The sequence below is a fragment of the Sulfuricurvum sp. genome (assembly GCF_049277495.1).
In the GTDB taxonomy this organism is placed as follows: domain Bacteria; phylum Campylobacterota; class Campylobacteria; order Campylobacterales; family Sulfurimonadaceae; genus Sulfuricurvum.
Map to the genome: position 1 here is coordinate 49,977 of NZ_JBASYM010000067.1, position 12,353 is coordinate 62,329.

The 12,353-nt window shown below is 44.9% G+C and carries 13 protein-coding genes; 4 read left to right on the plus strand and 9 right to left on the minus strand.

Going from position 1 to position 12,353, the window contains the following annotated elements; all coding sequences use genetic code 11:
• Positions 1 to 2 precede the first annotated feature (2 nt).
• The 7 genes from WAO38_RS11815 to rpsB form a co-directional block, all read right to left on the minus strand.
• Positions 3 to 644 (minus strand): ABC transporter ATP-binding protein, encoded by a 642-nt coding sequence (locus WAO38_RS11815; RefSeq protein ID WP_422237340.1) that lies wholly within the window; start codon positions 642 to 644, stop codon positions 3 to 5.
• A gap of 43 nt (positions 645 to 687) precedes the next feature.
• Positions 688 to 2,727, minus strand: a complete 2,040-nt coding sequence (locus tag WAO38_RS11820) for a CHASE2 domain-containing protein (RefSeq protein ID WP_422237341.1) — start codon at positions 2,725 to 2,727, stop codon at positions 688 to 690.
• A 2-nt stretch (positions 2,728 to 2,729) separates the two neighbouring features.
• Positions 2,730 to 3,326, minus strand: a complete 597-nt coding sequence (locus WAO38_RS11825; RefSeq protein WP_422237343.1) for an OmpA family protein — start codon at positions 3,324 to 3,326, stop codon at positions 2,730 to 2,732.
• A complete protein-coding gene (locus tag WAO38_RS11830; RefSeq protein ID WP_422237344.1) occupies positions 3,327 to 3,755 on the minus strand; it encodes a FecR family protein in 429 nt (142 codons plus the stop codon).
• A gap of 19 nt (positions 3,756 to 3,774) precedes the next feature.
• Positions 3,775 to 4,479: a response regulator transcription factor gene (locus tag WAO38_RS11835; RefSeq protein ID WP_422237345.1), complete on the minus strand. Its 705-nt coding sequence runs from the start codon at positions 4,477 to 4,479 to the stop codon at positions 3,775 to 3,777.
• A gap of 238 nt (positions 4,480 to 4,717) precedes the next feature.
• Positions 4,718 to 5,785, minus strand: coding sequence for a translation elongation factor Ts (gene tsf, locus WAO38_RS11840; protein ID WP_422237347.1), 1,068 nt, complete (start codon positions 5,783 to 5,785; stop codon positions 4,718 to 4,720).
• A 2-nt stretch (positions 5,786 to 5,787) separates the two neighbouring features.
• On the minus strand, positions 5,788 to 6,564 hold the full coding sequence (gene rpsB, locus WAO38_RS11845; RefSeq protein ID WP_422237349.1) for a 30S ribosomal protein S2: 777 nt from the start codon (positions 6,562 to 6,564) through the stop codon (positions 5,788 to 5,790).
• Positions 6,565 to 6,867: 303 nt separating this feature from the next.
• Here rpsB and WAO38_RS11850 point away from each other — a divergent pair, with 303 nt between their 5' ends.
• Both WAO38_RS11850 and WAO38_RS11855 read left to right on the plus strand, forming a co-directional pair.
• Positions 6,868 to 8,391: a DUF3373 family protein gene (locus WAO38_RS11850; RefSeq protein ID WP_422237351.1), complete on the plus strand. Its 1,524-nt coding sequence runs from the start codon at positions 6,868 to 6,870 to the stop codon at positions 8,389 to 8,391.
• A gap of 143 nt (positions 8,392 to 8,534) precedes the next feature.
• Positions 8,535 to 9,059 carry a 3'-5' exonuclease gene (locus WAO38_RS11855; protein ID WP_422237353.1) on the plus strand — a complete coding sequence of 175 codons (525 nt, stop codon included), beginning with the start codon at positions 8,535 to 8,537 and terminating at the stop codon, positions 9,057 to 9,059.
• A gap of 27 nt (positions 9,060 to 9,086) precedes the next feature.
• Here the strand turns inward: WAO38_RS11855 and WAO38_RS11860 are convergent, their stop codons facing one another.
• Both WAO38_RS11860 and WAO38_RS11865 read right to left on the minus strand, forming a co-directional pair.
• Positions 9,087 to 9,554: a peroxiredoxin gene (locus WAO38_RS11860; protein WP_422237362.1), complete on the minus strand. Its 468-nt coding sequence runs from the start codon at positions 9,552 to 9,554 to the stop codon at positions 9,087 to 9,089.
• Positions 9,555 to 9,693: 139 nt separating this feature from the next.
• Positions 9,694 to 11,109 carry an aldehyde dehydrogenase family protein gene (locus WAO38_RS11865; protein WP_422237355.1) on the minus strand — a complete coding sequence of 472 codons (1,416 nt, stop codon included), beginning with the start codon at positions 11,107 to 11,109 and terminating at the stop codon, positions 9,694 to 9,696.
• A gap of 135 nt (positions 11,110 to 11,244) precedes the next feature.
• Between WAO38_RS11865 and WAO38_RS11870 the strand changes: the two genes are divergently transcribed.
• Positions 11,245 to 11,691 (plus strand): globin, encoded by a 447-nt coding sequence (locus tag WAO38_RS11870; protein WP_422237357.1) that lies wholly within the window; start codon positions 11,245 to 11,247, stop codon positions 11,689 to 11,691.
• Between the two features lie 95 nt (positions 11,692 to 11,786).
• The coding region (locus WAO38_RS11875; RefSeq protein WP_422237358.1) for an aminotransferase class IV at positions 11,787 to 12,353 on the plus strand (567 nt) is incomplete at its 3' end.

Here is a 12,353-nt window from a genome sequence, read left to right on the forward strand (position 1 = left end):
TTTTATGCCTGCTTCAATATACCGTTTTGCATACGATAGATATGATTGCAGCGCTCAGCCAACGACTCATCGTGCGTTACCAACACCATTGCGGCACGGTTTTCCTTCAAATAGTCTTCGAAAATCTCCATCACCTCGAGCGCTGTGGCATGATCAAGATTTCCCGTCGGTTCATCGGCAAAGATCAGACGCGGTTTTTTGGACATTACCCGTGCGATGGAAACGCGCTGCTGCTGGCCTCCGGAGAGTTCGGTTACTTTTTGTCCCATCACATGATCGATGCCCAATCGTTTTAACAAATCCGGATCGACTGTTTCTCCCGACAGCAGTGCCGCGACTTCGAGGTTTTCATATGCGCTGAACCCTTTAAAAAGATAATGGCTTTGATAAATCATACCCAGATCATTTCGGCGCAGCTTTACAAGCGCTTTATCATCCAGCTGATAGATATCATGGCCGAAGAGTTCAACTTTCCCTTTTAAAGGACGCAGAAGTGACGAGAGAATATGCATCAATGTCGATTTTCCGCTCCCGCTCACCCCGACAATAGCGATTGATTCTCCCGCTTCGAGAGTGAGTGAAATATCCTCAAATAACGGATAATCAAACGTATGGGATAAAGAGGTTGCTTTTAAAAGTGTCATAGGAGAATTATAGGGGAAAAGGTTTAAAAAATCTCTATTACGATCAAGGATCACTATGCAGAGGAATCCTTAGTGTAAATATTGCCCCATTATCAATGTTGGCCGCGGTAATCCTCCCACCCATTTTGGTTCGCACAATCGTATACGACATATAAAGACCGATGCCGCTCCCTTGCCCCTCCTCTTTTGTCGTGAAATACGGTTCGAAAATCCGTTCCATAACCTCCAGAGCAATTCCTCCGCCATTATCTTGTACACTTACCGCCCCATACGTATGATCTCCAAAAACGCGAATGGTGATGATAGGAGCTGAAATAGAGTTTTGGATCAATGCATCACGGGCATTTTGAAGCAGATTGATCATCACCTGCTTTAACTCGCTATCTGAACCCCAAAGGATCAAAGGCTCTTCACTATAATGGACATCTATCTCAATCGAATGCGATTCAAACATAGCCGACAACAGACGCAGTGATTGTTCAACCGATTCGTTGAGATCAAACGGAGTATTGATCTGATCGGGTTTGACAAAATTGCGAAAATCTTCGATCGTCTGCGACATAAAAAGGATCTGTTCCATCGATTCGGAGCTCATTTTTCGAAGATACTCACGGTCCACTTTGCCTGCACCATACGCATATTCGCTATCTTGAATAATCACTCCGAGCAGATTAAGGGGCTGACGCCATTGATGGGCGATATTATCAATCATCTCTCCCATAGCCGCCAGTTTGGATTGTTGAAACAACATCGCTTTTTGATAGGCGATCTCCTCTTCATTGCGCCCTATCTCTTCGATAAATCGCTTTTTGTTCCGATAATCGATAAAAAACATCAGCAACGCCAGAACGAAGAGATAAAGGAGTAACGGAACGATCAAATAACCCATGGAGGGGTAAATCCCCTCACCCCATAACCGATAGGTTATCCCCGATGCGATAGCCATTGCGATAAAAACAACCGCCAAGACACTCAAATAGCGCTTACGCCGCATGAGAAGGAGCAATCCCAAAGCGATCACACATGAGAGGATGATATTGAGTTTAGAATAAAGAGAGGGCTGCACTTTCACATCGCCGTTGAGAAGATTCTCTATCACGGTTGCATGGACATAGACCCCTGCGATCATTGTCCCATCACTGATCGTATGCCACGTGTCTAGCCCTAATGCCGTTCCTCCGATCAGGACGAATTTGCCCCGCAAACGAGAGGGGTCATACTCACCGCTAAGGAGATCGTAGGCAGAAACGCGTGAATAGCTCTCATGCGGGTAAAACGTCAGAAGTGCGTTACCTTCCCTATCCATCGCCGCGCGTTCAGTGGCTACTTCCAATCCCATATCCCCCCTAAACGCAGAAACGGGGAACGTCTGTGTAGTCGGCGATACCGAAGCGACAGCTGCGAGTCCAAGTGTAGGGATCAATATGTTTCGATGACGAACCAGCATCGAAACGCGACGAAATGTTCCATCACTGTCGGCAAGAGCATGAATGTGTCCGATTCCGCTAGCACGGTGCTGATACATCGGTATACTGCACACCAACGTGTCCATCGCATACAACTGATCCCACTCAAACGTGGAATACGCATTCACCAAATCGGGGACACGGCACCCGCCCCGCTCGCTGCTGCCATCGGCGAACACCGGCAATATGGTTTTGGTGTTCCCGATCGTATCGGCTAAAATCAGATCGTTATCCCTCAACTCTTTGGGGATACCCGCAAAACTTATATTGAGGTCCAATACATCTCGGTAATACGCTTCAATGGTATCGGGTGAGGATCTATCTTTTTCGGCGAAAATCATGTCCAGTACAACGGAAGAAGGGTTGGCACGGGATACGGTATCGATCAGTTTTGCGGTTATCATCCGAGGCCACGGCCATTGTCCGAACGCTTTTAAACTTTTGTCGTCAATCTCAACCACAATAGTAGCATCGGGTGTATGTTGGGGTGGAAATACGCGATTGAGTTGATCGTACAGTTTGTAATCAATATAAGTAAGCAGTGGGGTTTTCCACCAAAGCATATAATACAGAACCGTAGCGATCAACGCTCCCGTCGTTAACGATGCGGCTCTCATACTCAGCGGACAATCACTTCGACACGACGATTTTGAGGTTCTTCGACACCGTCAGGGGTTTGAATAATCGGATCATCTTCACCGTGTGAAGTGACCGAACAGTGTTCCAATGTTACATTTTGATCGAGTAGAAATTTTTCTACCTCTTTTGCCCGATCCAATGCAAGGATATAGTTTTTATCCGCATCTCCCGCACGATCCGTATGCCCGATAATATCAACCGCGGCAGGTTCTTTGGATCGAATTATCCGGATCACTTCACCTACCTGATCTTTGGAGGCTTGCGTTAGTTGTGCCGTCCCCGGTTCAAAATAAAAGAGGATAGAAGCCGCTTTACTCCCCAGCGCCTCTACCAACGCACCGTATCTTTCATTTATCTTGGAGGGATCCCCCTTTTCAACCGTAGAGGGTTTTTTCTCCGGCACACTGAGGGTCGTATAGTAGTAGGGCTGATCGATACTCACCGTTCCGGCATGAGTACTGACATCGATGGCATTATGCGCTCCGTCGTTTTCGAGCAAAATGATCGTCGTTTTAGGCCCACTCGTGATAAACGGCAAGGTCAAAATAAGGACACTCCAAATAACAAACGCTTCCATCTACTCAGCCTCTACCACAAATTTAGTACCACGAATCCCGACAATGCCCTGCGAGATTTTAAAATGGACCTTTTCTGGAGCCAATTTGCCGATTCTCCCCGATTCAAACGCGGCAGTTCCTTTGTGCAGTGTCACGTCAAAGGCAAATTTCTTTCGAGAAGGGGCAAAAAGATACTCATCAATTTCTAAAAGACTTTTAGGTCCAACTGAAAGAAGAGTACCGTCAAGAAACGACAATCCTATTAGTCCTTTTGTCCCGGTCTGAATAATGTCATGTTCTAGCAACACTCCCCCTTTTTGTGCCGGCACGATCTCTTTTCCCCTCTTTAGTATTACATCACCCTGAATACTCTTAATTAATGCCACCTCATCGGAAGCAATGACAGAAGCGGCAATTAGTATAGCAAAGGTAAATAATTTTACTTTCATTCAATCTCCTAAATTCAATCTACAAAACTGACGATAGACGATATCCCATCCCATAGATACTGGTCAGCGCCTTATCTGGGAGTTTTTTACGCAAACGCATAAACTGTCCACGAAGATTATCAGCATTGACGTCAATAGAATTATTGTAAAAATGATAGAGGATTTCATCCGAACTGCATACCTGCTCAAATTTTGCGATGAGGAGTTCCATTAAAAGAATTTCATACTTCGTTAATGCGATAGCCGTTCCATTTTCTAGCAAAAGCTTCTTATCCTTATCCCAGAACACCTCTTCACTGATCGCAATCATTGATGAAGATACGGCAGCGGAAGAATTATTATCTATTTTACTACATACCTTATAAAGCGTTTCAAACATCTGTGAGTACTCTATCGGTTTTGTAATAAACTGTGAGATCCCGATATTGATCAAATCAAGTAAATATTCTGCTTCGGCATATGCTGAGAGAATAATAATCGGCTGATCTTCACGAATGGAACGCAATTCTCTGGCAAACTCTACTCCGTTCATACGCGGCATACGAATATCGGAAATAACGATATCATAACACTTGTGTCGTGTAAGATACTCATGATATTTTTCAAGCCCTTCAATCCCGTCAGCAGCACTTTCTACAAAGTAGAAATACTCCCCTAACATCCCGGAAATCCGAGTCCGTAATGTCTCGTTATCTTCTACAAAAAGGAGCGATAATCGCTTCATTTTCATTAGTGCTAAATTCTCATTGCCCATAAATATTAGAATTTCCTATCTATTAAATAACAAAAGTATAATAACATAAATCAAAAAAGCTAACATCACATACTTAACAGTATCGTACTGTAACCGAACAATGTATTTGAAATATTGTAATAAAAGAATTTATAAGAAGTTTGAGAGGATGAAAAAGTGGCTCAAACTAATAGTTTGAGCCAAAATAGAAGAAAATAAGGTTTGGCGTTTACGCCATTTGAGCGGCAACTTCTTCTGCGAAGTTATCGACTTTTTTCTCCAGACCTTCACCGACTTCGTATTTAACGAATTCAACGATTTCTGCAGTTCCGCCGTGCTTCGCTGCTTCTTTGGTGATCGCTTCAGCTACCGTCAAAGAATCATCCATAACGTAGTTTTGATCCAAAAGTGCAAGCTCTTTGTCCAAAGTAGTATTGTCCGCTACGAAACGAGCCAATTTACCAGGGATGATGTTTGCCCAGATTTTTTCCGGTTTGCCTTCTGCCGCGAGTTCAGCTTTGATCGCCTCTTCAGCTGCAGCCATAACTTCCGGAGTCAATTGGCAAGCAGAGATATATTGAGGAACGTTTTTAAGCGGTTTTTTCAAACGTGCTAACTCTTCGTTCTCAGTTTTGATCGCTTCGATACGACCGATAGTTTCCGCTTCAACAAACGCAGGATCGAAATCTTTAGATGTCAATGTCGTCGGTTTCATCGCCGCAGCGTGCATTGCAACGTTTTTAAGCATCGGAGCCATAGCTTCGGCTACTTTTGCATCCGAACATTTTGCCGCGACAAGAACACCTACACGTCCGTTTGAGTGAACGTATCCGTTAACGCATCCGTTTTCACCTGCATTGAGGGTAACGAAACGGCGTACAACGATTTTTTCACCAATACGAGCTACTTGAGAAGTGAAATACTCTGAGAAAGTAGCTGTTTCGTATGATGTTTCATTCAACTCTTCAACACTGCTGACACCCGTAGTAAATACGTGCGCTGCTGTATTGCCGACGAGGTTAATGAAACCGTCGTTTTTTGCAACGAAATCGGTTTCAGAATTAACTTCTACCAGAGATGCCGATGCAAATGTTTCTGCAACTTTAAGACCCAAAAGTCCTTCAGCCGCTACGCGATCCGCTTTTTTAGCCGTTTGAGCCATACCGCGGTCACGTAAAAATTCTTTTGCTTTTTCCATGTCACCGTCACACTCAGTGAGGGCTTTTTTACAATCCATCATCGGCGCATCAGTCGCCGTGCGGAGGTCTTTTACCATTGCTGCTGTGATTTCTGCCATGATTATGCTTCCTCTGCTACAACTTCTTCAGTAGCTGCTTCAACCGCTGCTGCTTCAGGTGCCATTTCTTCTTCTGTTACTGCTTCGTCGTTTCCGCCGTTAGCAAGTGCTTTACCTTCATTGATCGCTTCAGCCATTTCTTTACAGAAAAGTTGGATTGAACGGATCGCATCATCATTACCAGGGATTGGAATGTCGATAACGTCAGGATCACAGTTAGTATCCAATGGTGCAACAACACGGATTCCGAGGTTACGCGCTTCTTGAACTGCGATGTGTTCTTTTACCGCATCGATAACGAACATCAAATCCGGCAAAGTTTTCATATGACGGATACCGCCGAGGTATGCAATCAATTTTTCTTTTTGGCGATTCATCATCAACGCTTCTTTTTTAGTCAAAAGGCCGATTTGACCGTTTGCTTGCATCTCTTCGATGATGTCAAGTTTACGGATTGATTTTTGGATAGTCGGGAAGTTAGTCAACATTCCACCCAACCAGCGGTTGTCAACGTATGGCATACCACATTTTTCAGCCGCATCACGGATCGCAACACGTGCTTGTTTTTTAGTACCTACGAAAAGAACTGTTTTTCCCTCAGCCGCTGCATCAACAACTTGCTGATATGCCGCACGGAAAAAACGCAATGTTTTTTGAAGGTCAATGATATAAATGTTTTTGCGGACACCGAAAATATATTTTTTCATTTTCGGGTTCCAGCGACGTGTTTGGTGACCAAAGTGTACACCACATTCCAAAAGGTCTTTCATAGTTACCATAAGTGGCTCCTGGGTTAATATTATTTGTTCTTCGTTTTACTTGGGCGGGCGCAAACAGAGCCGATGATACATCGGATGCACGAGAACAGCACGAATCGCTTGCGATTTTTTTCTTACGTCGTTAATCCGAGGAGAGAAAATCGGGCGAATTATACTGAAGCAGCACTTAATTTTAGCTGTGTTTAATATTTCCCAAACCGTCACGTTTTTATCACAGATTTTTCACTATTCAAATTACTTTTATATAATTTTTGTTAATATGACCCACAAGCAATGCATGGGCATTCAAAATAAGGAGAAATGATGAAACAACGGATTATAGGTTCAATCATCACTGCCGCGTTATTGACAACTAGCGCGTTTGCAGATGATACAATGATGCAGCGGTTCGAAAAAATGGAAAAAGAGATGGCTGCTCTTAAAGCTGAGATCAATGCTCTCAAAGCCGAAAAGGCTACCCTCAATACCGAACTTTCCAAACCCGCTGCGGCCAAACCTGCAGAAGTCGCTTCATCGGATGTCGCAAAGACTTTGGAAGATCTCCAAGACCAAATCAGTGATATTAATAAAAAGACCAACGGCAATACCCTCAAATGGGATGTTGATTTCCGTACCAGTGTGGATAATATCCATTATAAAATGGCCGATGGAAGCACCCAGAAAAATGATGCAGTTTTTAGTAACCGGTTGTGGCTCGGGATGAGCTATGCCGCGACAAAAAACCTCAGTTTTGTCGGTCAGTTAGCTTACAATAAAATTTTTGGCCAACGTGCCGCAACGACTCAAAGTTCAGCGATGGAAGGGTTTGACTGGGTCAGCGGCGAATCCGCTTATGATGATACATTGCGTGTCCGTTCAGCCTATTTCTTCTACACCGATGATGAACTCGCAGGTCTCGATGTCCCTTGGACCTTCAGTATCGGGCGTCGTCCATCGACAGAAGGGCACCTGATAAACTTCCGTGATGATGTCAAAGCGGCATCCCCGTTAGCTCATGCTATCAATGTCGAATTTGACGGAGCGAGTGCAAAATTCGGAATTGAAGAACTGACCGGACTTGACGGATCCTATTTCAAACTGTGTGCAGGCCGTGGTATGAGTGAGGCTGAACCAAGATTTGCTTCTACTCCCTATTCCGGTGATGGCTCTACTCAAACCAATGATATTGATATGGCAGGAATTATCGTCGTCCCTTACGACGATAAACAATACAGCACCGGGTTTCAATATACCTATGCCAATAATTTAATTGATCAAGCTACTCCGGGCGGTGCGATGGAGACTGTAGGAGGATTGCATACGGCTACTGCATTCGCAATGGTTAGCGGTATCGGAGACGGGTGGAGTGAATTTTTGGATGATTCCATGGTTTTTATCAGCGGTGCAATGTCAAAAACCGATCCTTATAAAGGGGCAGGGAAACAAGGTATGCTCGGTTCTCTAGAGAGCCAAACGGGATATAGCTACTGGATCGGAACACAGTTTCCTTCTCTTATCAGTGAAGAAGGACGATGGGGAGTCGAATTCAATCACGGTTCAAACTACTGGCGTCCGATCACGTATGGAGAAGATACCCTTATCGGCTCTAAAATTGCCGCTCGCGGAGATGCGTATGAAATGTATTTGACAGAGCCGTTGGTTGATGATATTCTGACGTTCCAACTTCGCTACACTTATATTAATTATGATTACAGCGGAAGCAACGGGTTCTTTGGAAGCGTAACCGGTACTCCTATGAGCATGGATCAAGCTATCGGTGCCGGATATGGTGCTGCTATTGTTGACAAAGCCCAAGACATCCGTGCCTATATTCGTTATAAATTCTAAACTCTCGTCTTCCTGAATTGATTTCAGGACCAAAATTGCGGATTTTCTCCGCAATAGCAAACCTCACTCCTACGATTTGATCCGCCAAAATAAACGCTATAATCCGCAATAACCAAACTCAGTATGCAAAGATCAATAACGTTATGATAATCCTAGATTTTGAAACGAACTCAACCCATATACATGATGTGATCGAAGTTGCCGCATTTCGTGTCAAAAAAGTGAACACTGAATATGTCATTGCCGATACCTTTCATCGATACTACTTTTCGGAATATGAAGTCAATCCTCACGCGTTAGCGGTTCATAAGTTGTCCCCGGAACGAATCGAAAGACTAAGAGCCGATACCGACTATGCCGAATATTTTGCGGATGACACGGAGTTTATTGAATTTTGCAGAGGAGCCACGACGCTGGTAGCGCATAATATAACGTTTGAACTTCGTCATATCGGCGACCTGATTTGCTTCGATCACCATATTTGTACGATGAAAGAAAATAAACATCGCGTGAAAGCTTTAAACGTAAGAGGAACGCTGAAAAATCCAAAGCTGGTGGAAACCTGCGGCTTTTACAATATAGCATTTGATGAAGAGCAATATCACAGTGCGATTTACGATGTCACCAAAACACTGGAAATTCTAAATAAGATGAACGCCTCGGCTTAGCAGAGCACCCGGACACTCACCGATAGTTTAGCCCTGTAAAGCAGCCAACTCTTCTTTGACTTTTGCGACATGATCTTTCACTTTTACATTGGTCCATCCCGCACGGACAATCCCTTTTGGATCGATGATATAGGTTGATCGGACGATCCCCATATACTCTTTTCCATAATTTTTCTTCATTGCCCAAACGCCGTAATCCTGCATCATCTGTGTTGTCGGGTCACTGAGAAGGGTAATATCAAGACTTTGTTTTTCGATAAATTTTCGATGCGACGCCGTAGAGTCCGCGCTTACGCCGAGAATAATCGCCCCTAAATCATCATAATCATCCATGGCTGCGGTAAATTCGCATGCTTCGGTGGTACATCCGGGAGTCGAGTCTTTCGGATAAAAATAAAGGACGATCCATTTACCGCGTAAATCACGTGAACAAATCTCTACATCGTCTTGGTTGCTTAAACAAAAATCGGGGGCTGTGCTTCCTACTTCTAACATCATTAATTCCTTTATTTTTTAGATGTACTTTTCTTTTTAGTAAGAAAAGTACCAAAAGAACATACCATGATTTAAGAATGCTCGCTCCTCTCGGCACTACTGCCTTCGGAGCGGCTCTTGGTGTTAAATCATGGAAATTTTATAAGATGACTACTGATTTTATTTCCGTAAACTCTTCGATGGCAAAACGGGGGCCTTCACGCCCTACTCCGCTGAGTTTGACACCGCCGTAGGGCTGAATGTCAAAACGAAGCGTCGGCATATCGTTTATGACCACACCGCCGGCATCGAGTTCATCGATCGCCTTGGACGCATGGGCAAGGTTGTTGGTAAAGATTGAAAACTGCAACCCATACGGTGAATTATTCATCCTCTCAATTGCATCATCGATTCCATCGACACGCACCAAACTCACGATCGGGGCAAACACCTCTTCGCAGACGATTTTCATCGACTCGGTGACATCCGCCATCACACACGGATAAAAAATCCGTCCCTCACGCCGCGGTTCGCTCAATGCGTGTGCCCCCTCGTCTATCGCACTTTCGATCCAATGCATGGCGCGCTCGGCGGCTTCATCATTGATCAACGGTCCTAAAAAAGTTTCCTCATTATACGGTGAACCGACAACAAGCTTAGACGTTGCCTCCGCCATTTTAAGAGCAAATTCGTCATAAATCGTACTGTCGACGTAAATACGCTGCAATGAGATACACACTTGGCCCGAGTTTACAAATGCACCGATGGTACAGCGCTGTGCCGCATACTCCAGATCAGCACTCGTATCGATGTACGTTGCCGCATTACCGCCAAGTTCCAAAGATATTTTTTTGATCCCTGCACTTTTGGTAATAATATTTCCAACGCCTACCGATCCCGTAAAACTGATGACGCGGGGAATATCACTGCCGACCAATGCACTTCCGACCTCGGCATCCCCGTAGACCACACTCAGTGCGTCCGGCGTCGCATAAGGGCTCTCGATAAAAAGTTTTGCCAGCTTGTAGGCGCACAGGGGCGCTTCGGGAGTCGGTTTAAGAACCACTGCATTTCCCGCGACCAGTGCCGGTGCAAGTTTATGGGCAACAAGATTGAGCGGAAAGTTAAACGGCGTAATCGCGACCACAACCCCTGCGGGTTCGCGGCGCCAAAAGGCATGAGCTTTGCGCCCGCTGCCCATTGCATCGGTATTGATCGTTTCTCCATGCATGGTACGCATCGTTTCGGCGGAGAGGGTTATCGTCTCGACACACCGATCGACTTCGATCAATGCATAGGTGATCGGTTTTGCCACCTCATCGCATAATACTTTAGCAAACTCTTCGCGCTGTTCTTTGAGCTTAGACGCAACGTCCAACAGCCAGGCACACCGCTGATGCAAAGGGATTTTTTTAGCACTTTTTGCTGCACTTTGAGCGATTTTCAATGCCTGTCGAGCATCCTCCGCACTGCACTCAGCCGCACGCGAAACTACGCGTCCGTCATACGGGCTGAGACGTTGTGTATAGCTTTGGGCAATAACCTGCCGTGATCCCATCCATACGTGTGCATCCATAAAACTCTCTCCGCTGCTAAGTTATGTTTCAATTATACAAATCATCACCTAAAAAGAGGGGGAAAGAAAAGATTTAAGCTCTTTCTTTTTAAGTACCCCTTAGAATGTGTCTCAAAAATACGCAGAGGATATACTATGAATTTAACGATCACCGATGGCGTTCTAGGTGTCAGACCTCCCGTGACCAAACCTCATCCGGGATTTTATTTCCAAGTAGGTGAGGAGCGTTTTCGCAAACTTGTTGATGACCATTACGAAATGATCCGCAACAGCGATATTGCTTTTTTATTCCCGGTCAACGATGAAGAAGATTTCGCCGCCGCCAAAAAGCATGCCGCCGATTTTCTCATCCAAATCTGCGGAGGGCCGGATTACTTTGCCCAATCGCGCGGAGAACCGCGTATGGTCGGACGACATGCGCCGTTTCGCATCGATGAGCACAGCCGCCGCCGATGGCTTGAATTTTATGCCGAACTGCTTCCAAAACTCGAAGCAGAAGGGATTAATCCCGAGTATATCCAATCGTTTTGGGACTACCTCGATATATTTTCTATTTGGATGATTAATACCCCCTCACATTAATTTTTCCCGCAACCGCGGGAATTGTTATAAACTTAATAAACATCAAACCCCTTTCACGCTAAAATCTCCCAATTTTTCTTTTGGAGATCTTCCCTATGAATGAAGCCAAATATATTTGGATGAATGGCAAACTGCTCCCGTGGAGTGAGGCAAAAATACATGTCCTTTCCCACACGCTGCACTACGGAAACGGTGCAATCGAGGGTACAAAAGCGTATAAAACCCCTAAAGGGTACGCTATTTTCCGCCTAAACGACCATACGAAACGTCTAATCGAATCAGCTAAGATGACGTTGATTACCGTCCCTTATACGGTGGATGAGCTCAATAAAGCACAAATCGAGCTTTTGAAAGCGAACGAATTTACCGGAGAAAATGTCTATCTCCGCCCGATCGTCTATCTCGGTTACGGGGTTATGGGTGTTTACCACAAAGAAGCGCCGGTTGAAGTATCCGTAGCCGCATGGGAATGGGGTGCTTATTTGGGTGAAGAGGGGATGAAACGCGGAATTCGTCTTAAAATCTCATCTTTCAGCCGTCCGAACAACAAATCCAACATGGGTAAAGCGAAAGCCGTCGGCAACTATCTCAACTCCCAAATGGCAAAATTCGAAGCGGTTGAAGCGGGCTATGATGAAGCATTGCTCCTGGATGATGAAGGA